The following is a 21,935-nucleotide window of genomic DNA, read 5'->3' as shown; positions in this document are numbered from 1 at the left end:
GTTAAAGCTCGGTGATGGCTAGGTCTCCTGAACGGACAAGCTCCACATCACTGCACTTATGCATCTGTACCTGCGGCTCCTCCTGCGTCTGCAGCCTGATCCGGTCCAGCTTCAGCCCTGCTGCATGGCGCAGGATGATACCCCGCCTGCTTATGGCGCTGAAGTTCTCCACCGTAAGCGCAGCAAGCGGCATTTCCGGTAACCCGTTCACCAGCAGCGCGGTTGCCGCCCCGTGGCAAGCCATATTCCGCAGCGTGATGTTACGGAACTGCGGAGTCTCCTCCGTGACCGGAACCTCCTGCTCGTCATAACCCTCAGACCCCTCAACCCCGGCATAGAACAGGTGGAAGGATACCGCTTCATGGACGATGCCTGACATCTGTATATTTTCGATCAGGATATCCTCCACGACGCCGCCTCTTCCCCGGGTACTCTTGAAGCGCAGCCCGATGTCCGTACCCATGAACACGCAGTCGTTCACCCGGACCGCATGCACACCGCCCGACATTTCACTGCCGATCACTACCCCGCCATGTCCGTGATAGACCGTACAATGGCGGATCGTAATGTACCGGCAGGCTCTTCCTGCCCGGCGGCCTTCCTCATCCTTGCCGGATTTCAGGCAGATGGCATCGTCGCCTACATCGAACCTGCAATGCTCCACCAGCGCATGTGTACATGACTCCAGATCCAGCCCGTCCCCGTTCTGGGAATACCACGGATTACGGACCTGAATATGTCTGATTGTAACCTGCTCACAGCCCATGGGATGCAGACACCAGGCAGGAGAATTCTGAAAGGTCGGCCCCTCCAGCAGCACTCTCTGGCAATTCCGCAGGCTCAGCAGCGCAGGACGCAGATACGCACGGCCAGGGAGATAGGCTTCCATTGCTGTCTCGCCGTTTTCCTTCAGCTGCAGAACATAAGCTTCTCCCGCAAGCGCTTCCTTGGAAGGCCACCATATCTCACCCTGTTCATCCAAGGCCCCCCCGGAGGCAAGCAGGCTATTCCATTCCAGTTCCGTCCGCTTGAAGCGTTTCACCGGACGCCAGGCCTCGCCGCTGCCATCGAAGATGCCTTCACCGGTTATGGCTACATCGATCAGATTCTCCCCGTCCAGCGGAGCCTGGCAACGCCATCCGGCAGTCCCTTCGTAATGGGAGAACAGCAGCGGATACAGATTGTAGTCGGGTTCAAAGCATACCAGCGCCCCCCGCTCGGCACACAGATTGATCCGGCTGTGCAGCGTCAGCGGCCCGGTGCGCCAGATTCCCGGCGGGATGATCACCGTTCCTCCTCCTGCGGCAGCGCAGGCATCCAGGGTATCCTGTATAGCAGACGTACACAGCAGCCCTTCAGCTTCTGCCCCATAGTCTGTAATACGGAAAGTCCGCTGCGGAATCTGCGGCAGCTCCGGGATTGGATAAGCTGCGGAATCATGTATTGTTTTCATCGTATTCCTCCTTCAGTGTCTATTCAAGCTCTTCATAGCTGAACCAGCCGTAATCCGCAACATTGCTGCTCTGCGCTCCACCCGCACTGGCATACATTCCGATATAGGCCCCTGTAAAACCTCCGGCCCAATCCGTACTCAGCACCCGGCCGTCAGCCCGTTCATGCAGTGCGGTCCAGGTGTCAGAATCTGCGGCTCTATAATAAAAGCTATAATCTTGCCCCCTGGCTTCTACCTTAAGCTGTACCGTATCCAGTGGATACGGCGCAGAGGCCAGCAATTGCTCAGCCCCTCTGCTGCGGACGGTCAGCTTCAGCATCTGCCTGCCGCCCTCCACCGCCCGTTCATAGCGGAAGTGGTTGTCCCCATTCTGGATCAGGGCCAGTCCGGCGCTCTCGCCTGCGGCCGCCGGCTGGAAGCGCATTGCCGCTGCGGCTCTGAAGCTGAGATGCTGCTGCCGTCTTCCGATATAAGCCGGGTTGCCGGTCTCCGCCAGCACCTCCGGCTTCAGCCGCAGCCGCAGATGCCCCGGATGCTCGCTGAGGCTCCAGAATTCACCGCGCGGCGTGCGCAGGAAGTTCCAGACGGGGTTAAGCTCCCCGGCAGCAAAATCATCCCGCACCGGCAACAGCGGCCACTGCGTCCCCGGCAGATCCGGCGCTGGCCCCTCCAGCTCAAGGACGCCCTTGCCGGGATTCACTACCGGCCATTCGTCCTCCCACTTGACCGGAGTCAGGAAGGTCTCCCGGCCCAGGTTGCGGTAATATCCCCCGCAGGTCCGGGAGGCCAGACAGAGCATCCACCACTCCCCGTGCTGCGTCTCCACAAGCTCCCCATGGCCCGTATTCACGATGGGATAGTCCCTGCCAAGATGGCGGTGGGTCAGGATCGGGTTGGCCCGGTGCCCCTCATAGGGCCCCGTCACGCTGCGGCTTCTGGCAACCGTCACCGCATGGGTATGGCCGGTGCCGCCCTCAGCGATCAGCAGATAATACCAGCCTCTGGTGAAATACAGATGCGGCCCTTCCTGGGCATGCGCAGTCTTCAGCGCTCCTTGCCAGAGACTGTACTTCGGGCCGGTAAGCCTGCCCTGCACCAGATCAATCTCCTGCAGCCAGATGTCCATATGCTTCGGATAATCCTGGCCTCCGGGAGGCACCCGGTTACCGGTATAATAGACCTTGCCGTCCTCATCGAAGAACAGGGAGGGATCAATGCCGGGCGCATCCTCCAGCCAGACAGGGTCGGACCAGTCTCCCGCCGGATCAGCGGAGGTTACGTAGAAATTATGCGATTCCTTGTGATTATCAACAAACGTCGTGATCATATAAAAGAGACCCTGATGGTACCGGAGGGTCGGCGCCCAAATCCCCCTCGACGGAAGAATCCCGTCCAGATTAAGCTGGGACGGACGGTCCAGCACATGGCCCAACTGGCGCCAGTGGACAAGGTCTCTGCTGTGAAAGACCGGAACCCCGGGATAGAATTCAAAGCTTGAAGTGACCAGATAATAGTCTTCACCTACACGGATAGCCGAAGGATCAGGGTAGAAGCCCGGCAGCACCGGATTACGGAATGTTCTCAAATTCGGAAGTCCTCCTTCACGCGGGCGATAGGTACGAATAATTAATCAACGATATGTAAGCATAACCAATTATAGTTCGTATAAGTTTAATTTTCTTGCGCTTTCTATGTTCTTTTTCCTGTTTTTTATACTTTCTTGTCCTGGAAACAGAAACAGCGGCAGCAGGGGACGGATAACGTCTCTTACTGTCGCTGCACTATGGAGTAGAATTCACTCTCGTTATTTTAATCAAATGTCTTAGCATATTCTCTTAACTGTTCAGAATCACTTGTGTGATTCAGACTTACTTTCTCGCATAGAGCGAATAGGTCTCTGGAGCGGTAAAATTTAATTTCTGCGCCAATCGGATGGAGGCAATATTGTGAAGGTCACAGTCCCATCTTGGTGTGATCTGACGTTCTAAGCACTCCAGGATAAAAGCTTCGGCAACACACCACGCCACGCCTCTTCCCCTATACAAAGGATTTGTCACAATATCAATCTCCGCATACTGTTCGGACGAGAATATAGAGACACACTCTCCAGCAATTACTTCGAGTTCCGTAACAAAGAAACCGAAGCCCTTGTCCGCAAAACGCTCCACTGGTCCCCAATATTTCCGGATGTACGCCGCATCGAACTCTCTATCCCCCTCAAGCGATTCCTCATTTATCCTGTTCAGCCGGAAGCCCTCCGGTATCCCCGCTCTTCCCGATTGCAGGAAACGCTGCTCATTGAATGTAAAAGAATACCTCTGCATCCGCTGCAGCTTCGCCCCTAAAAGCTCATTGATTCTACGATCCCACCCCTCAGAGGATGAAAATAACGTAAATCTCTGATCTAGCCTCTCTCTATGCTTGAATTCGTGCAGCAGCCTGGATGCAAAATCGTCATTCGTCTCATCCCCCACCACTGTATAAATGCCTGAAGAAGTACCGATCAATGCCGAAGACTTATCGATGATGATGTCCCCGTCAATGTAACGATCTAATACCGAATACGCAAATGTGGGATAACTCTTACCTTGGCTCGCATCCATAATATTTCTTGCGGCGATGACAGAAGCATCTATTTTCATTACAATTCAATCCTTTCTACAGCGAAAAACTATTTAGTTCATATAAAATTAGATGATTAACTAATTACATACTAATGTAATGTGCTGAATTATACAATTGTTATTAATTATATGCGGTGCAGCTTACGGTACCGGGATGGAGTTAATCCCAGCTTCGCTGAGAATACCCGGCTCAGATAGAAGCCGTTCTCGTAGCCGCACTGCTGGGCGATCCCTTCAATGGGCAGTCTGGAATCCTCCAAAAGCTGGCAGGCCCGTCTAAGCCGGAGTCCGGTTACGAAGTCTGACGGGGCCGTCCCATAGGCCGCACGGAAACGCCGCGTTAATTGCACTGGAGTAATATCAAGGGTAGCGGCCAGCTCCTGCAAGGTCATAGGTGTACAAGCGTGCTCCAGCAGCCATTGCTTAGCCTGCTGCATCAGCGGGCCCGGACTTGTCTCTTCAGAGCGCAGCTCCTCGGATGCACTGCTGCGCTCGATTTCAAGCAGCCTCCAGAGATCCTCCAGCATATGCTTCATCCGGCTATACCCCGGCTCCTCCTGAATCCCTCTTCCGATACTCCGCATATAGCGGTAGGTAGATCTTAGGCGCTCCACGTCCCTGACTGTCCAACTGCCTCCAAGCGTTGCAGCGTCCTCCGGTGCCCCCTCTTCCTCCCATTCGAATTGTATGAAATGAAAAGTCAACGGACTAAGCGTTCTCCGGTAAAAAGTTGTCCCCGGCGGACATACAATGATGTCCCCGAATCCGCCCTCCCCTTCGTGGTCCCCGAAGCGGTAAGCGAAATGTCCCTGCTCAACCGCAAATAACGTCCACACAGGATAGGTGTCGTGCTCCAGCAGGAACTGTTTTTTCTGCTCCCAATAGATATAGGCTGCCGGACGAACCGACCAATTCATGCGCATGTCTGACTCCCCTCCGATTGCATTATTCAGCGAAATAAAGTATATAAATCAAGAAATTATATGCATGTCATTTGATTAATGATTATCCTATCATGAAACTACGGATATATTACCATACACCAAAGGAGAGGTTCAACAATGCGTAGTGAAACGGTCAACACGGATGTAACGGTGGTAGGCGGAGGACTGGCAGGGGTATGCGCGGCGATTGCGGCAGCCCGGCTGGGCCAGCGTGTGGCGCTGATTAATAACCGTCCGGTGCTCGGCGGCAACTCCAGCAGCGAGGTGCGGGTATGGGTCTGCGGCGCAACCTCACACGGTATCCACCGGTATGCCCGTGAAACGGGGATCATGGGCGAGCTGTTTGTGGAGAACCAGTACCGCAACAAAGACGGCAATCCGTATCTCTGGGATATGGTTGTGCTTGAAGCAGTTAAGGCCGAACCGAACATTCAGCTGTTTCTGAACACGGATGTACATGAGGCCGATGCTTCCGAGGATGGCAGCGGCCAGCGGAGCATCCGGTCCGTGACGGGTTGGATGATGGGGTCGGAGCGGAGAATTACTTTTGAGAGTACGGTCTTTCTGGACTGTACAGGGGATGGCCTGGTAGGCTTCCTGGCAGGTGCAGAGTACCGGCTGGGCCGTGAAGCACGCGAAGAATATAATGAGGAATGGGCACCACTGGTTGCCGATGATATTACGCTCGGCAGCACACTGCTCTTCTATACCAAGGACGCAGGCCATCCGGTCAAATATATCGCTCCGGCCATGGCAAAGGATATTACACAAACCGCTATCGCCGAGCGCCGTATCATCCGCAGCGGCGACAACGGCTGCGCCTACTGGTGGATCGAATTCGGCGGCGAGCAGGACACCGTTCATGACAATGAGGCCATCCGCGACGAGCTGTGGTCTGTGATCTACGGGATCTGGGATTATATTAAGAACTCCGGCAAATTCGACGCGGACAACATGACGCTGGAATGGGTCGGTTCGACTCCGGGCAAGCGGGAGTACCGCCGGTTCATTGGCGATTATGTCCTGAATCAGAACGATATCCTGGCTCAGCGTGAATTCCCGGACCGCGTGGCGTTCGGCGGCTGGTCCATTGATCTGCATCCGCCGCAGGGAGTGTACGCTACAGAGTCAGGCTCGAAGCATATGTATTCAGACGGCAGCTATCACATCCCGTTCCGTTCGCTGTATTCGGTGAACGTCAGCAATATGCTCATGGCCGGCCGCGACATCAGCGCCTCGCATGTCGCGTTCGGCACGACCCGCGTCATGGCTACCTGCGCGGTCATCGGCGAAGCCGCCGGTATCGGCGCGGCACTCTGCGCCGCCAAGGGAATATCGCCGCGCGAACTGCATGCGGCCCACCTGAATGAGCTGCAGCAGACGATGCTGCGCCAGGACGCTTCCGTCCTCGGGCTGCGCAACGAGGATGAAGCAGATCTGGCGCTGAAGGCTGCGCTCAGCGCCTCCAGCGAGCGGAGCCGGTTCGCTGTGGAGCAATCCGCATTCAGCATCCCGCTCACAACGAACATCGGCATCACCGTCCCTGTTGATCCTGAGTTGGGCGGGATCGAGCTGCTAATTGATGCGGCTGAAGCCGCAGAGCTGACGGTCGAGCTATGGGAGACCGGTCGGCCCGAGAATTATATTCCCCATACGTTAATCCAGTCTGTATCAGCTCCCGTCCAGGCCGGACCCGCCCAGTGGGTGAAGCTCCCGCTGCAATGGAAGCCGGAGTCACCGCGCAACGCGTTCCTGATCTTGAAGGCCAATCCTGCACTATCGCTGCATATGGCAGATGATCCAGCTTCGGGAATGCTTGCATACGGGCATAGCGAGACCCCCGCTGCCTCAAGGGACTTCGGGGAGAATCCGCCCGCACAGCCGGTAGTGCAATGGGACAAAAAGAAATATGACCACAAGGCTCCCTGCCTTCGCCTGTCTGCTCCAACAAGCGCCTTCGCCGCAGACAAAGCCACCGACGGCTACCTCCGTCCGTACGGCGGGCCGCATCTGTGGTCCTCGGACCGGATGGCCTCCGGTAAGCCGGAGTGGCTGGAGCTGGCCTGGAACGCGCCGGTAAGACTGCGCGAGGTTCACGTTACCTTCAATGACGATGTCAACGAGGACTTGATCAATCTGCATCATCATGTTACGCCTTACGAAATCCTGCCAACGCTCGTTAAGGAGTATCGTATTGAAGCTTACATCGACGGTAATTGGAGTGCAGTTGCCGGGGAACGTGACAACCACAAGCGCAAGCGGGTACACATGCTGAACGAAGCTGTGACAGCCGACCGCCTGCGGGTCGTGGTCCTGGAGACCAACGGCAGTGAGTATGCGGAGATAATTGAGGTGCGGGTGTATAGTTAAGTAGACTTCAAATTGCAATAAGATGGGGTGTTGAGCAGGGCCTAACTACGGTTAGGCCCTTGTTTGGCTTATACGGGACTTTTGCCGGGAGGCGCGGATTACTGCTCCGTCCACTGCTCAAAGAGATTGTATAATTCATCCAGGCGTTCCTCGTCTTCGGCCGCGAACATTAACAGATGGCCACCGTTGTTGTTCATAATCATAATCAATTCACCCGGCTGGCCAAAAAAACGTACGCCCGTGTACAAATCTGAATCCGCTTGGCGGGATGGAAAGTTCTGCTCAATTCGCTCCGCAGCAGCCTCATCGATGTCCCAATATTCTTCGCTGCTATACTCCATCGCCAGCACTGCCTGCAAATGGGCCATAGCCAGCAAAAATTCCTTAACAGACGAACGCAGGCGCTCCCATTCCTCTCCGCTGCGCACATAGACGGGAGGATTATCGAGCTTCATATCCGCTGCACGGATTCCCCAGACGCAGGCTTCTTGATTTTCGGTATAAAAGATGCAGTAGTCTTCTTCCATATAACGCGGAAAATTCTGAGGCTGAACCAGAAAATCCTGAGTCGCGTTCAATGCAGAGTGGGCCCCAAGCTCCGTAAAATACGCCCGCAACACCTGCGGAATGTGCCCGTAGCGTTCCATCCATGGTGTTAATGATTCATTATCAAATCCACACGGTTCTGTAATATGGAACAGGTCCCGAATCGCTGTAAAATCGGTCATTACTTATCCCTCCCGTTCGTCGATATCCAAGTATTAATTAATGTAATTTTAACATAATTTATTGTGAAAAAAAGCCTGATCCTTTGGCGTAAACGCTCAGGGATTAGGCTTTTTTCCGTTTATTTTAAAGCTTCATACAATGCAATAAGAGCCAAAGACTGTCCGTACGCCATAGGTCTGAGGGCAATGTTCTTGTAATGCTCCTTATCCATCCCCATTCCGGTTCCAGCCGACACATTCAGCACCGTTCCATCTGCGCTAATATTTTGACATACCGCCTGAATGGCCTTGTCTGCCGCAGCCTGATAGGAGGAATCGAGAATACCGGTTTTGATGCCTTTGATAATCCCTGCGGCGATTGCGGCTGACCCGGATACCTCTTCATAGCTGGACGGGTCCTGCAGGACGGTATGCCAGAGACCGGAAGCTGCCTGGAGGGAGACCAGGGCATTAACTTGAGCGGTATACGTATCAATCAAAAACCGCCGGAACCCCGGGCTAATTGAATCCTGGCAGGCTTCCAGGTAATCGGTGATCCCATACGTGAACCAGGAATTGCCTCGGCACCAGAAGATACTGCCGAAATTATCATTGCGTTCGAAGCTCCAGCCGTGGAAGAACAGACCGGTATGTTTGTCGAACAAATACTTGATATGCAGCAGAATCTGGTGTTCAGCCTCATGCGCCCACTCCGGCCGGTTAAACTTGCGTCCCGCCTGGTTCAGAAACAGCACCGCCATAAAGAGTGTGTCAATCCATAACTGTCCATTATGCAGGTGAATGCCATCCCGGTTGCCAATCGCAGTGACCGTGTGCTGAAAGCCGCCTTCTTTGGTCTTGGGCAGCTCATGGATGAGCCAATCTGCATGCTCCCGGCATAGCTCTTCCAGTTCGCCGGAAGGCTCAAGCTGATCCAGGAGCAGCACCAGAGGCAGATAAGGAGCTGTTGTATTAATGTTTTTGGAAGGCAGGCCCGCCTCCAGATTACGTGAAACCCAATTCCGGAAAAATTCCATATAGCGCGTATCGCCATAATGCTTTTGCAGCTTGCAAAGACCATAAAGACCTACGCCCTGAGGCCAATCCCATTCTTCAATGCCGAAATCGCGCTGCACAATCCCTACTCTGGTATCGGCCTGAACCACGGTTTTATCCTTTTCATAGTCGCTGCCGCCCAGGTTCATAAGCCTGTCTACGACCAGCCCGATTTTTTGAAGCAAACTTTCATTTGTCATCGATTCATCAGCTCCTTATCATTTCATAAGTTCCGGTTAAATGGTCCGCAGATGCCACTGATTATTGATTTCTTTAATTAACGCCAGATCGCATTTGGGTGTCCGGTCATAGGCCAACAGGCCGTTAATCTCCTGCTCCACATCCGTTAACTGCGTATAACAATATCCATAAATAATCTTGGAAGCGTATATTGCCTTCATGATTCTTCCGTATTCCAGAACAAGGTCCTCTGCAGATTGTGCGCTGGTATATCCCCAGCCGTCGTCAGCGCCAGCCTTATAGCTTATACCACCGAATTCAGTTAACAAGATCGGCTCGCCCCGATGCTCATATCCGTCTGCATATACACTCCGGGCCGATGGCTTGGAAGCAAGCATGGTATCTTTTGTAGAAAGAATCCGCTTGAACTCTTCATACTTATCGGACTCATCCGCTCTGCCATGCTGATAATTGTGTACCGCACAAATGTCCGTCAGCGTCATTTCCCATCCGTCATTCGATATGACTAACCGGGTATTATCCAATGAATGAATCAGACTATACATGGCTACGCTGTGATACTGCTGTTGCTTATCTGATTTCACCAGCGGAATGCCCCAGCTTTCGTTAAGCGGAACCCAGGCCACAATCGAGGGATGATTGAAGTCACGGTCAATAATCTCAATCCATTCTTTGGTTAACCGGGCTACAGCATCATTATTGTAAGAGGCGTTCGCCGCACATTCTCCCCATACCAGGAACCCAATCCGGTCAGCCCAGTATAAAAACCGCGGGTCCTCGACCTTCTGATGCTTCCGGCAACCGTTGAACCCTAATTCTTTGGCTAATTCAATATCCTTCTTCAGATGGTCATCCGTTGGTGCCGTAAGTAATCCTTCCTGCCAATACCCCTGGTCCAGTACAAGCTTTTGGTAATAAGGTTTGTTATTCAGATAGACCATACCATTCTCTGTATGAACCTTCCGCATGCCGAAATACGATTCAATAGAGTCTACCTCAACCCCGTGATCGTACAGCTTCATTTCCACATCAAACAAATTAGGCGCCTCCGGGCTCCATGTCCAGCCAGCTCGGTGAAAGTTTGTGCGGAATATTTTCAGACCGAATAGATCTACCATTCTGCGTGTTATAGGCTGTAACAATCGTATTCGGTCCTGAGTAACAGATACTCCGCCAAAAGAAATACGAAGTTCCAACTCTAATTCTTCAGAACCATCCCCCTCAGACTTCACTTCTATTCCAATACTCCCTTGATCCAAATCGGGCGTAAATTTCACCTGTTGAATATGCACAGGGTTTACCGCCTCCAGCCACACAGTCTGCCAAATCCCTGTTGTACGGGTATACCAGATGCTTTCGGGCTGCTCTAACCAGAACTGTTTGCCCCGGGGAATAGTCTCGTCTGTTGATGGGTCCTCCACATGAACCGTTACCTGTTCTTCCTGTCCAGTTAAGGCATGCGTAATGTCAAAAGAAAATGAAGTGTGTCCGCCCTCATGCATCCCGATATATTGACCATTCACATACACCCAAGCTCTATAATCTACCGCTCCAAAATGTAATATCACCCGCTTTTTATACCAGTCCGGATCGAGTGTGAAATTGCGCTTATACCAGACATAGTCATGAAACGTGGTATCGTGTATTCCGCTGGCAGGGGTCTGAAAGGCAAAGGGAACCTGAATGGTCTGGCTGAAATTCTCACCTGGATCAAACCATCGTTGCGCGGCTCCCACATTCCTGTCATCAAATTCAAATTGCCAGCTTCCATTCAAATTAAGCCATGCGTCTCTGACGAACTGCGGACGCGGATATTCCATCCTGTGTGTCATTTAGCTTCAGCTCCCATCTTAGTAGTCCGCAACAATAAAAGTTAACTTTTTGTGGTTTAGATAGTAAATCTTCCTCGCGGGCAAGCAAATACTATCATGATGAAAGCGTTCTTTCAAGGTTATATCAACGTTATTCCTCATTTTCAACTTTGTGGTATACTAAATAAAATTACCGCTTGACTATATCTATCATTGTAAACTAAAAAGTTAACAATCGGAGGTACATATGTTCTTAGAACTCGACGATCATGGTATTTCTGTTCTAAAAGCACTGGCATCGGACACAAGAGCTTCGATTCTTAGACTATTGTTACATACGCCGCTAACTGTCAGTGAGCTGGCCGCCAAACTTAACTTAAGCAAAGCGATCGTGTCACGCCATATCCGGTTACTGGAGGACGCAAAGATCATCAAGCTCCAGGACAATCTGGAGGCTACCGACAGCCGAAAGAAGAATTTCATTGTTGCGGTCGATCATATTGCCCTCAACTTCCCGCAAAAGCTCCATCTTCCTTTTAAAGTCATTACGAATGAAATCAAGCTGGGATACTATTCTAATTTTTCAGTCACCCCCACCTGCGGATTAGCCAGCCAGGCAAAAATTATCGGAAAGTTAGATGATCAACGGACCTTCGTCTCCAATGACCGGATCGAGGCTTCCTTACTTTGGTTCGCGGAGGGCTTCGTCGAATATATCATTCCGAATGAGTTCAACCACAATTTCACTGCAGAATTATTAGAGTTATCCTTAGAGCTCTCATCAGAGTTTCCTGAATCCAACAATAATTGGCCGAGCGATATTGCTTTTTATATCAACGATGTTTTTTTAGGCACATGGACGGCTCCGGGGAATTTCTCAGATGTGCGCGGGAAGTTAACCCCTCCCTGGTGGGATAACGAACTAAGCCAGTACGGCCTGTTGAAACATTTAAGAGTCACCAAGAAGGATACTGGAATAGACGGTCAGAAAATATCTTCGGTCACCCTCGCTGAGCTAAAGATCGAAGACTCCCCCTTCATCAGATTGAAGATTGGGATTGATGAGAATTCTAAAAACAAAGGCGGACTTACCATTTTCGGGGAGCACTTTGGAAACTATCCGCAGAATATTCTGCTTAAGTTGTTCTATACGGAGGCGGAATAAGGGAGATTTGGGCTGGGCATGCCCATCATACTCCCTCCCCTCCCCCCATATACAATAGGAAGAACGGTTCACAAGCTGGAAGGAGAGATGGATGCATGCCCGGTGATGATGAGATTAAAGCGCTGGAGCGGTCGATTGCCGAGATTACGGAGATTGCTTCCGGGTTCGGACTCGATTTCTATCCGATGCGTTATGAGATATGTCCGGCGGATATCATTTATACCTTCGGTGCCTATGGGATGCCCACCCGGTTCGGACACTGGAGCTTCGGGAAGACTTTTCACAAAATGAAGTCGCAATACGATTTCGGCTTAAGCAAAATTTATGAGCTGGTCATCAACTCTAATCCGTGCTACGCCTTTCTGCTGGACGGCAACTCTCTGGTGCAGAATAAGCTGATTGTTGCGCATGTGCTGGCGCACTGCGATTTTTTCAAAAATAATATGCGCTTCTCCATGTCCAACCGGGATATGGTCGAGAGCATGTCCGCCACCGCCGACCGCATCAATGATTATTCCGTCACTTATGGCACGGACACTGTAGAGAGCTTCATTGATTCAGTGCTGGCGATCCAGGAGCATATCGACCCCAGTCTGATCCAGCCGCGCAAGCTGGGCAAGACTCATCTGCTCGAAGCCAAAATGAAAGAGCGCAAGGACTCCCCTCCCGGCGCGCCTGGACCGGCTAATGCCTACAGCGAACTGTGGGATCTGGAGAAGAGCGATGCTGCTGTGCAGGAGCCGGAGACTGCCGGTAAGCGTGCTTTTCCCCCGGAGCCGGAAAAAGATATCGTCTGGTTCATCCAGCAATACTCTACCGCTCTGGAGGACTGGCAGCGCGACATCATGACGATGCTCCGTGACGAGATGCTCTATTTCTGGCCGCAGATGGAGACCAAGATCATGAACGAAGGCTGGGCCTCGGTCAACTAAGGTGCTTAAGAAAAAAGACACCTATAAAGGCGTCTAAAATCCATTATCTTCTATTGTTTTGCTGAATACTTCTCTTATTATTTCTAAAGCATCATCATTTATATCATTAGTGCCAAGTTCACCCAAAAATGCTTTTGAAAGTACTGATTGTTCTAACGTGTTCAAATATTCACCGCTACCCATAACAGCTAGCGACTTATCTTCATTACCTAATAATTGGTTTATTAAGGTTTTAATTTTCATTTGCTCCTTTAATCCTGGTAATGGAATCCAAACACTCCTTACTGAAATTTTATCAATAGAAGTTGTAGTAACTCCCCTAATGTACTGGTTTATAAGAGTCTTTCCTAGAGGTGACTTTAGAAAATAAAAAACATACTCGTTATCAATATTTTCATCAATTCTAAGAGCAAATAAATTCATTCCTAATGATGAAGGTCTATCCAATTCAGGCATTAAATAAACAGAGCCAGTATTACCAATTTTACTGATAAGTATTTCCCCACCATATAGCTTACTTTTTGATAAGAAGTCGTAAGCTGATTTTGATAAGTATTTCATTAAAGTAGAAAAATTATCTTTTTCAAAATTTGTTGCGCGTATCATAAAAGCGTAATTTTCTGTATCTAATAATGTAACGTGCTTTTTTAGGATTTCATAACTACCATTAGCATGATAATCAGTCAAGTCAGTGATTATATCTCCAAGTTCTATCCATCTCCAATTATCTGGTATAGGATATTCAGGAATTTTATCCTTTAAGGTTTTTCTAACTAATTTCGTTGGCTTTTTGATATCCTGCTTTTTAGCTAGTTCACATTGTTTTTGATAGTCTTGTTCCTGCTTGATTCTAATTTTCGCTAAATAATCCTCTATACTTTCTATATCTGGATTCTTTTCTCTCCAATTCGCCGTCAATTCCCCACGAAAAACCTTATCCAAAATCGCCGCTCGACGAAGTTCAAATGTTTCTTTGGCTTCTTCGATTAGTTGTTTGGCTTGATTGATTTTCCTCAAAAGTCTTTCGACTTTATCTGCAATTCGTTTTTGTTCGAATAAAGGGGGTAAAAAACATAACATTTCTTTAATTGCGCTAGTTGAAAGTTCGGTTTGTTTAGTTGTTCCAGAAATAGATCGACCAATAGAATATTTCTGTATATAGGGACTAGATAACCAGTAAAATAAGAACCTAGGGTCTAATACTCTTTTATCTGATCGAACTATGGTAACATGTGAATCAGCCACAACAATCTCGTGACTAGTAGCCTTTGTTCTGTAAAGAGCAACTCTTCCAATTGTTCCTTCTCCAGTTGAATTCCACAATATATCATAATCCTGAAGAAATCTTTCCGGCTGGTAACTGTTTATTGTGTTAGGTTCAATAAATCTTGCCTTGCTTATATCAAGCCCGGACCACTGAACACATTTTTGAGAAATAACTGGAAACTCGTGCACATCGTCAGTGTATTTAGGTGACTTTCCTCTTTGAATATAAGCACATACACTTTGCAGCTTTACAACTGACCAATTCTCAGGCACCTTATAAGGCTGCTCCTCCACAGGCACCAACGCCTCCTGCAGTAACTCCTCAGCTGCCTTCCCTTTATTCTTACTCATACGTTATACTCTCCACGCGCTTCAGCAACCTGAAGCAACTCTTGACGTTCATCAGCAGCATACTCAGGCTTGTTCTCCACCGCCTTAAGCTCAGCGACAACCTCAAGCAGCAAGGTCATTGCTTCATCCAGCTTCGCAATCGCCAATTCCGCCGAATCGATCGGATCTGGGAGGTTGTCGTAGGCGGACAACGATTCATCCGCAATCAACCCAATATCCAAACTATCATCCTTTTTGCGGATATCCTCGCGAGTAAACACATTGAATCTTGCATCCTGCACAGTGCTGCGATCTTCAGCGGTGTAAGCTTCCACGAACGCATCAAAATGCACAGTAGTCAACGGAGTCCGTTTCCCGAAGCTAGGCATATTTGTCCGCAGATCGTACACCCAAACATCTTTTGTACTTTCCTTATCCATTTTCTCACGCGTGAAGAATAATACGTTCGTCTTAACCCCTTGCGCATAAAAAATCCCCGTAGGCAGGCGTAGAACGGTATACAGATTACACTTATCCATCAAGTCAGCACGAATCTTCGCTCCAACTCCACCTTCAAATAGCACGTTGTCAGGAAGAACAACGGCTGCTCGTGCTTTTCCATTCGCTTTTAATGCCCGATAAATATGCTGCAAGAAGTTCAACTGTTTATTAGAAGTTGTAAATGTTAAATCATCACGAGTAAGCCCTTCACCGCCTTGTTTGGTACCAAACGGTGGATTGGTCATAATTACATCGTAATTTTTCAAGCTCTTTCCGAGATCAGATAGCGTATCTCCAAGCATAATATCCCCATGCAGATCATGAAGCATTGCATTCATCATCGCTAGGCGATGGGTATCCTTAACTAGTTCCACCCCAGTGAAAGCTTCGTTTCTTTGAAACTCCGCTTCTTTTTGACTCAACTCAAAATAATCATCCGTCTTGCTCCGAATGTGACTATCTGCTGCAATCATAAATCCAAACGTTCCTGCGGCAGGGTCATTACAGCGTTCTCCTGGCTGTGGATCAACCAGCTTCACGATGACATCAATCAATGGACGCGGGGTAAAATACTGCCCTGCTCCCGACTTGGTTTCACTCGCATTCTTCTCCAGCAGTCCTTCATACAGATCTCCAAGCCCTTCTTCCTTAGCGGAATACCAGTCGAGCTGATCAATGGAGCGCACGATTTTCTCCAGATTCTTCGGTTCATCGATGTTGGAGCTGGCATTCATATAGATCTGCTTAATGATCTCGTTGCCTTCCTTACCAAGATCAAGCAGTAACTGACGGTAATGATTCGTTAATTCCAGCCCATGCCGCTCCTGCAGCGAATCCCAGCGATATGGTTCAGGCAGAATGCCCTCATTATTCGTTTCCTTCATCATTTTAAGAAACAGCAGATAAGTCAGTTCCGTAACATATTGGTGATACGTGATGCCATCATCACGCAGTACATTACACAGGTTCCAAAGCTTTTGTACAATTTCCTGATTCCTCATGATTTAAGCTTGCTCCTTCTGTCTGGTTGGGTATAGTGCAACGTTTATTGTAGCAACAATCTCGTCCAATTGACCATCAAAAATTTTATTCAACTGCTTATAGCCGCCCTTGCTGCGGAAAGGTTCCACATCGAATGCTTTTTCGGGATTCGGGTCCAGCACAGATTCTTGCAGCAATTGCTTCTCTATCCGCTTCAGCCAATCCTTCTGCACCTTCGGCCATACCCGCATCTCATAGATCTTCTTCATCGCATTCTCAATCCGTTCTTCATGGCTTAGGAGAGGGTCACCGAGCGCCTGCTGACGGATAAAGCTGATAATGTCTGCGGCGACGTCCTGCTGCTTCACATCACGCCATGCGGTTTGCAGGTTTTTCTCGGTAAAGCCTTTCTGATCCAGCGCCACCCGAAGCTTCCGCAATTCTTCACGGGTCAGATCATTCGGGCGGGTACAGATAATGTTCAAGGCTGGTATCAAATTGAGATTCTCACGGATGAAACCGTTGAATCCTTCTAAATAATCCTCTGGCTTATCCACATCCCCATAACCGCGTGAGACTCCGATCAACTTATCCTCATGCTCTGAGATGAACTGGCGGTTATGCCTCCCTCTATTCTCTTCAATGAACTGAAGCAATTGTGGTTTGCTTAATAAAGCTTCGCTAACCTGCTCTGCACTTGCTTTCTTTACCTCATCAATGAACTCATCAATACTCTGTCCATCGGACAGCGCTATGAAATCCTCATGATCCTGAGGTGTCCATCCCTGTTTCTTCCGCTGCATCTTGGCCACAATCTCTTCCTGATGTGACTTAATGTGGTGTTCACTCTTCATCTGCTTCAGCTCATCGACCAGAAGATCCAGGCTGACATGGGGTCTCGTCACAACGGGCTTCATATCTGTATAGGGCTTAAGTGACTCATAGATTCCTACAGCATCATAGATTGTAAAATGATCCTTATCAATCTCATCACAGCGGCGGGTGGCCCGTCCCAGCATTTGTTCATACAGAATACGGGAGCGGACACGCCTTAGGAAAACTACATGGGAGATACTCGGGATGTCAATTCCCGTTGTAAGCAAATCTACAGTGACCACGATATTTGGCCGCCGTTCATTTTTGAAGAGCTTAATGGCATGCAGTGGATCTTTGATCGATCCTGTAATTTTTAGAATCGCTCCATCATCTACTGGGCCGTAGACCTTCTCCAATTCATGCTTGAAGATCCGAACCACCATATCCGCATGATCATCCGTTGCCGCGAAGATTAAGGTCTTCCCATCCGCTTCAGGATCGATATATTCAGTGAGTGCCTCCAGCACCACACGATTGAAACTCTCCGTAATCACCGTCTTGTTGAACTGGGTTACTTCGAGATTGACCTCGTCTTCCAGCATTTCCTTCTCCACGGTTCCCAGGTCCACATTATACACAGATACTTCCTCACCAATCTGCCACTTGATGCCGTTCTTCTTCAGTTCTGTTTCAAACTGGATGGGTGGTTCATGGTCGATAAGATAACCGTCAATTACAGCTTCACGGTAGGAGTAGTTAAAGATCGCTTTGTCAAAAATCTCAACCGTATGGAGCGCTGGAGTAGCCGTTAGCCCGATTCGCACCGCATCAAAATAATCCAGTACCTTCCGGTACTTGCTCACATAGTCGGCATGATCCCGAAATTCCAGTTCGATCTCTGTCATTTCCTTATCAAGCGTATAACCACGGTGGGCTTCATCCACGATGATGCAATCATACTGATCTACAGAAGGAATGCCTTTATCATCTTCGCTATAAAAAAGCCGCTTCACCATACCCTGAACGGTAGCAATCTGTACCTTAGTCTCCACATTAGGTTTCTTGTCGTCCAGCGTCTGAAGCTCAAAAATCTCAGTGAACGAGTGATAGCTCTCCAGCTTGGAATCCTTAAACGCTGCCTCGGCCTGACGGCCTAATGCTGAACGGTCCACGAGAAACAGTATTCTTTTGAAACGATTATGTTTGATTAGACGATAAATTAGGCCGATGGCCATTCTCGTCTTGCCTGTGCCTGTCGCCATGGCTACCAGAATTCTGCGTTGTCCTGCTTCTATCGCATGTTCCACAGACAAAATCGCATCCTCTTGATACTCACGCAGATGCAGATAATCCAGTGATTCATCACGGAGATCCTTTGTAGCCTGATCGATGTCCTGCTGTAAAAGAGCCTTCAACCCTTCTGGTGAGTACCAGGTTTGCAGCACTCTGGTATGGTTCGTAGGCTTGCGTGCATCCAGAAACCAGATTCCAGATTTGTGTTCAAGCTGTTTTAAATAGGGTCGCCCATTTGTTGAAAACAAGAACGGAACCTGATAATTCCCCCAGGGTCCATGAATGATTTCTTCACCATGCTTAATTACATAGGAGGCATACTTCTTTGCCTGTTCAATGTCGGCTTGAACATCCTTGCTCTGGCGTTTGGCCTCGATAATACCGATCAGTTCCATTCCATAGAAAAGAGCATAATCCGCAAAACCATTTTTTAAAGGCCATTCTGCTATAGCCAGATATCTCCCTTTTTCAGGACGGGTCCCTGCGCTAAAACGCAATTGTAATGTATCTGCTTCCCAGCCTGCCTGCCGCAGCTTCTCATCGATGATCATTCTTGTCTCAGCTTCAGTCAGTTGGAGGGCACTGCCGAGCTTCCTGGCCTTCGAATGACGTTTCTGTTTCTCTTCCTGAGTCTTGGAATCCTGAAGTTCGGTCAGCCGCAGGAGCTCTTGTTCCAGTTGCTGCACTTTGGCGTCGTAGGAAGCAGACAACTGCTGGAGCTGCTCTTCATTGTATACAGTGTCATCTGCCTCTGCCGGCTCCACATACTCTGGCGCTGTAAAGTCCCATTCCCCATAGACCTGCATAAACCAGACGGCTAGACGAAAAGCAAAATGCACAAGCGCCTTGGCCTCTTCGGTTGTACCATAATTGCCCTGATGTGCAGCTTTGTTGCCTTGTTTACGGATAGCGTGCAGCATATCCAGCAACTCTTCCGTAAGCAAATCTTCACGGCTCAGAAAGTTCAAACGATCTATCTGATTCAGACCCTCAGCCTGTCTCATTTCTTCAAGAGCACAGATGAATTTCGTCATCGTCTCTCCAAACATACGGAGCTTCATTAAGGATGTATTGGGATCGGTATACATATTCCGTTCAGCCATTTCGGCCAGATTAGACAGAATATTCCAATGGTTCGACAAGAAAGTGAAATTGCTATTGTTCATATCATTCACCTCTGGATGTTTTATTCGTAAAATGTAAAATGATTCATAGGAAAATATTCCTAAGTTCATAATAACATGTCTAAATACAAGGGGAATATAAAAAAAATAAGGACACAAATTGAGTCCCCCACACTTGTTTCATCTATACGTCTTAGCCAGGCATCGAAAAAACTTCTGCTGAGGTTCTCCACCCAATGATTGCATAATAGACAATTATGCTTTCAAGGAAAATCTTACGTAGACCTTAAAGACTTGGTCCAGTTAATTGAAGAAAACTTTGGATTCAACGTTACACTGTAAAGAAAAGAAGATCGTCCCAATTTTACAGAAGACCAAAAGAAGAGAATGAGTACCGTCATTTTTAAAGATGAGGACGTTCTTTCACAGCTTCGTAAGGCCAAAAATGACCGTGAGAATGGAATTTCCACATATAGCAACAGCGAAGAGGAGTTTGCCCAATTACTGAAAGAGGTTCAGAATGAACAATGACCGCTACAATGTTCTGTGGACCACATATGCACGGGTAGCTCTTGCCCGTATGGGGAAGCTCAAAGTAAATTCAGCAAACGTTTTTAAGTTTGTAACTTTGCTAATTCTGGACTATCTGAAGAATAGCCTAACCTCTCAGCATATTCGCTGTGGTTAGGCTATTTTTTGTACAATAACTCTTCTATTCCCTCATGCAGCGCGCATGCCCATCATACTCCTTCCCCTCCCCCCATATACATAGGAAGAACGGTTCACAAGCTGGAAGGAGAGATGGATGCATGCCCGGTGATGATGAGATTAAAGCGCTGGAGCGGTCGATTGCCGAGATTACGGAGATTGCTTCCGGGTTCGGACTCGATTTCTATCCGATGCGTTATGAGATATGTCCGGCGGATATTATTTATACCTTCGGTGCGTACGGGATGCCTACCCGGTTCGGGCACTGGAGCTTTGGCAAGACTTTTCATAAAATGAAGGCTCAATACGATTTCGGCCTGAGCAAAATTTATGAGCTGGTCATCAACTCTAATCCGTGCTACGCCTTTCTGCTGGACGGCAACTCTCTGGTGCAGAATAAGCTGATTGTTGCGCATGTGCTGGCGCACTGCGATTTTTTCAAAAATAATATGCGCTTCTCCATGTCCAACCGGGATATGGTCGAGAGCATGTCCGCCACCGCCGACCGCATCAATGATTATTCCGTCACTTATGGCACGGACACTGTAGAGAGCTTCATTGATTCAGTGCTGGCGATCCAGGAGCATATCGACCCCAGTCTGATCCAGCCGCGCAAGCTGGGCAAGACTCATCTGCTCGAAGCCAAAATGAAAGAACGCAAGGACTCCCCGCCCGGCGGATCTGGTCCGCCTAATGCCTACAGCGAACTGTGGGATCTGGAGAAGAGCGATGCTGCTGTGCAGGAGCCGGAGACTGCCGGTAAGCGTGCTTTTCCCCCGGAGCCGGAAAAAGATATCGTCTGGTTCATCCAGCAATACTCTACCGCTCTGGAGGACTGGCAGCGCGACATCATGACGATGCTCCGTGACGAGATGCTCTATTTCTGGCCGCAGATGGAGACCAAGATCATGAACGAAGGCTGGGCCTCCTACTGGCATCAGCGGATCATGCGCGAGCTGGACCTGACTGCCGAAGAGACGGTCGAATACGCCAAGCTGAATTCATCGGTGGTGCAGCCATCGCGCCAGAGCCTGAATCCGTATTACCTAGGCCTGAAGATTTTCGAGGACATTGAGAAACGCTGGGACCGGGACAAAATGTTCGAGGTACGCGAGCTGGATTCCGACATCTCCTTCATCCGCAGCTATCTGTCGAAGGAGCTGGTGAACGACCTGGACCTCTACGTGTTCGAGAAAAAAGGCCCGGAGTGGAAAATCACCGATAAAGCGTGGGAGAATGTGCGCGACCAGCTCGTGCTGGCCCGGGTGAACGGCGGCTCCCCGTATCTCGTCATCCAGGATGCCGATTATGAGCGGAACGGCGAACTGCTGATTACCCACCGCTATGAGAGCATCGAGCTGGATCTGAAATACCTGGAGCGCACGCTCCCGCATATCTATGCCCTCTGGGGCCGTACCGTGCATCTGCAGACCGTCGTAGAAGACAAAAACGCTCTGTTCACCTATGACGGCAAAAAGGTGCAGCGGCGGTTTATGTAAAGAAACATATGGGTTCGCACAATAAGCCGCAGTGTAGTTGCTATGTGCAATTACGCTGCGGCTTGTTTTTGAATGGTATTAGATTGGGAGATCAAACCCTGCTGCAAAAAATACTTAAATATAAATTATCCCAATTTTGTTTTAATAGTATCCG

14 protein-coding genes and 1 pseudogene are annotated in these 21,935 nt (G+C 49.3%); 5 read left to right on the top strand and 10 right to left on the bottom strand.

Annotation, left to right across the window (positions count from 1 at the left end):
* Nucleotide 1: 1 nt before the first annotated feature.
* The 4 genes from NYE24_RS29935 to NYE24_RS29920 form a co-directional block, all read right to left on the bottom strand.
* Nucleotides 2-1,453, bottom strand: a complete 1,452-nt coding sequence (locus tag NYE24_RS29935) for a glycoside hydrolase family 28 protein (protein ID WP_342477341.1) — start codon at nucleotides 1,451-1,453, stop codon at nucleotides 2-4.
* Nucleotides 1,454-1,472: 19 nt separating this feature from the next.
* The gene (locus NYE24_RS29930; RefSeq protein WP_342477340.1) at nucleotides 1,473-3,038 is read right to left on the bottom strand and encodes a glycoside hydrolase family 43 protein; all 1,566 of its coding nucleotides are present in this window, start codon (nucleotides 3,036-3,038) and stop codon (nucleotides 1,473-1,475) included.
* A gap of 283 nt (nucleotides 3,039-3,321) precedes the next feature.
* Nucleotides 3,322-4,095 carry a GNAT family N-acetyltransferase gene (locus NYE24_RS29925; protein ID WP_342477339.1) on the bottom strand — a complete coding sequence of 258 codons (774 nt, stop codon included), beginning with the start codon at nucleotides 4,093-4,095 and terminating at the stop codon, nucleotides 3,322-3,324.
* A gap of 107 nt (nucleotides 4,096-4,202) precedes the next feature.
* Nucleotides 4,203-5,000 (bottom strand): AraC family transcriptional regulator, encoded by a 798-nt coding sequence (locus NYE24_RS29920; RefSeq protein ID WP_342477338.1) that lies wholly within the window; start codon nucleotides 4,998-5,000, stop codon nucleotides 4,203-4,205.
* 138 nt (nucleotides 5,001-5,138) lie between these two features.
* Here NYE24_RS29920 and NYE24_RS29915 point away from each other — a divergent pair, with 138 nt between their 5' ends.
* Nucleotides 5,139-7,391 (top strand): FAD-dependent oxidoreductase, encoded by a 2,253-nt coding sequence (locus NYE24_RS29915; protein ID WP_342477337.1) that lies wholly within the window; start codon nucleotides 5,139-5,141, stop codon nucleotides 7,389-7,391.
* A 98-nt stretch (nucleotides 7,392-7,489) separates the two neighbouring features.
* Here the strand turns inward: NYE24_RS29915 and NYE24_RS29910 are convergent, their stop codons facing one another.
* The 3 genes from NYE24_RS29910 to NYE24_RS29900 all read right to left on the bottom strand — a co-directional run bounded on the left by NYE24_RS29910 (nucleotide 7,490) and on the right by NYE24_RS29900 (nucleotide 11,187).
* Complete coding sequence (locus NYE24_RS29910; RefSeq protein ID WP_342477336.1) at nucleotides 7,490-8,119, bottom strand: hypothetical protein; 630 nt, start codon at nucleotides 8,117-8,119, stop codon at nucleotides 7,490-7,492.
* A gap of 119 nt (nucleotides 8,120-8,238) precedes the next feature.
* Complete coding sequence (locus NYE24_RS29905) at nucleotides 8,239-9,354, bottom strand: glycoside hydrolase family 88 protein (protein WP_342477335.1); 1,116 nt, start codon at nucleotides 9,352-9,354, stop codon at nucleotides 8,239-8,241.
* 36 nt (nucleotides 9,355-9,390) lie between these two features.
* Complete coding sequence (locus NYE24_RS29900) at nucleotides 9,391-11,187, bottom strand: sugar-binding domain-containing protein (protein ID WP_342477334.1); 1,797 nt, start codon at nucleotides 11,185-11,187, stop codon at nucleotides 9,391-9,393.
* Nucleotides 11,188-11,413: 226 nt separating this feature from the next.
* On the opposite strand from NYE24_RS29900, the gene NYE24_RS29895 reads away from it, so the two are divergent.
* Together NYE24_RS29895 and NYE24_RS29890 are read left to right on the top strand one after the other, a co-directional pair.
* On the top strand, nucleotides 11,414-12,331 hold the full coding sequence (locus tag NYE24_RS29895) for a helix-turn-helix domain-containing protein (RefSeq protein ID WP_342477333.1): 918 nt from the start codon (nucleotides 11,414-11,416) through the stop codon (nucleotides 12,329-12,331).
* 95 nt (nucleotides 12,332-12,426) lie between these two features.
* Nucleotides 12,427-13,282 (top strand): annotated as a pseudogene (locus NYE24_RS29890) (SpoVR family protein); the annotation flags it as partial.
* A gap of 14 nt (nucleotides 13,283-13,296) precedes the next feature.
* Here the strand turns inward: NYE24_RS29890 and NYE24_RS29885 are convergent.
* The 3 genes from NYE24_RS29885 to hsdR are packed head-to-tail and all read right to left on the bottom strand — an operon-like array spanning nucleotide 13,297 to nucleotide 19,616.
* Entirely contained in the window at nucleotides 13,297-14,880 is a 1,584-nt protein-coding gene (locus NYE24_RS29885) for a restriction endonuclease subunit S (RefSeq protein ID WP_342477332.1), read from the bottom strand.
* Entirely contained in the window at nucleotides 14,877-16,361 is a 1,485-nt protein-coding gene (locus NYE24_RS29880) for an N-6 DNA methylase (RefSeq protein ID WP_342477331.1), read from the bottom strand. Before NYE24_RS29880 ends, NYE24_RS29885 begins: the two co-directional genes overlap by 4 nt.
* 3 nt (nucleotides 16,362-16,364) lie before the next feature.
* Nucleotides 16,365-19,616: a type I restriction-modification system endonuclease gene (hsdR, locus tag NYE24_RS29875; protein ID WP_342477330.1), complete on the bottom strand. Its 3,252-nt coding sequence runs from the start codon at nucleotides 19,614-19,616 to the stop codon at nucleotides 16,365-16,367.
* Between the two features lie 345 nt (nucleotides 19,617-19,961).
* On the opposite strand from hsdR, the gene NYE24_RS29870 reads away from it, so the two are divergent.
* Entirely contained in the window at nucleotides 19,962-20,105 is a 144-nt protein-coding gene (locus NYE24_RS29870) for a hypothetical protein (protein ID WP_342477329.1), read from the top strand.
* A gap of 278 nt (nucleotides 20,106-20,383) precedes the next feature.
* Complete coding sequence (locus tag NYE24_RS29865) at nucleotides 20,384-21,781, top strand: SpoVR family protein (protein ID WP_342477328.1); 1,398 nt, start codon at nucleotides 20,384-20,386, stop codon at nucleotides 21,779-21,781.
* Nucleotides 21,782-21,935: the final 154 nt, after the last annotated feature.

It is taken from the genome of Paenibacillus sp. FSL H7-0350, from assembly GCF_038593195.1.
Classification (GTDB): Bacteria; Bacillota; Bacilli; order Paenibacillales; family Paenibacillaceae; genus Paenibacillus_AQ.
This window is presented reverse-complemented; position numbering and strand designations above follow the sequence as displayed.

Coding starts and splice junctions, on each gene's coding strand:
- NYE24_RS29915 (WP_342477337.1), top strand. CDS start 5,139: ATGCGTAGTGAAACGGTCAACACGGATGTAACGGTGGTAGGCGGAGGA.
- NYE24_RS29870 (WP_342477329.1), top strand. CDS start 19,962: ATGAGTACCGTCATTTTTAAAGATGAGGACGTTCTTTCACAGCTTCGT.
- hsdR (WP_342477330.1), bottom strand. CDS start 19,616: ATGAACAATAGCAATTTCACTTTCTTGTCGAACCATTGGAATATTCTG.
- NYE24_RS29865 (WP_342477328.1), top strand. CDS start 20,384: ATGCCCGGTGATGATGAGATTAAAGCGCTGGAGCGGTCGATTGCCGAG.
- NYE24_RS29880 (WP_342477331.1), bottom strand. CDS start 16,361: ATGAGGAATCAGGAAATTGTACAAAAGCTTTGGAACCTGTGTAATGTA.
- NYE24_RS29900 (WP_342477334.1), bottom strand. CDS start 11,187: ATGACACACAGGATGGAATATCCGCGTCCGCAGTTCGTCAGAGACGCA.
- NYE24_RS29935 (WP_342477341.1), bottom strand. CDS start 1,453: ATGAAAACAATACATGATTCCGCAGCTTATCCAATCCCGGAGCTGCCG.
- NYE24_RS29920 (WP_342477338.1), bottom strand. CDS start 5,000: ATGCGCATGAATTGGTCGGTTCGTCCGGCAGCCTATATCTATTGGGAG.
- NYE24_RS29910 (WP_342477336.1), bottom strand. CDS start 8,119: ATGACCGATTTTACAGCGATTCGGGACCTGTTCCATATTACAGAACCG.
- NYE24_RS29895 (WP_342477333.1), top strand. CDS start 11,414: ATGTTCTTAGAACTCGACGATCATGGTATTTCTGTTCTAAAAGCACTG.
- NYE24_RS29885 (WP_342477332.1), bottom strand. CDS start 14,880: ATGAGTAAGAATAAAGGGAAGGCAGCTGAGGAGTTACTGCAGGAGGCG.
- NYE24_RS29905 (WP_342477335.1), bottom strand. CDS start 9,354: ATGACAAATGAAAGTTTGCTTCAAAAAATCGGGCTGGTCGTAGACAGG.
- NYE24_RS29925 (WP_342477339.1), bottom strand. CDS start 4,095: ATGAAAATAGATGCTTCTGTCATCGCCGCAAGAAATATTATGGATGCG.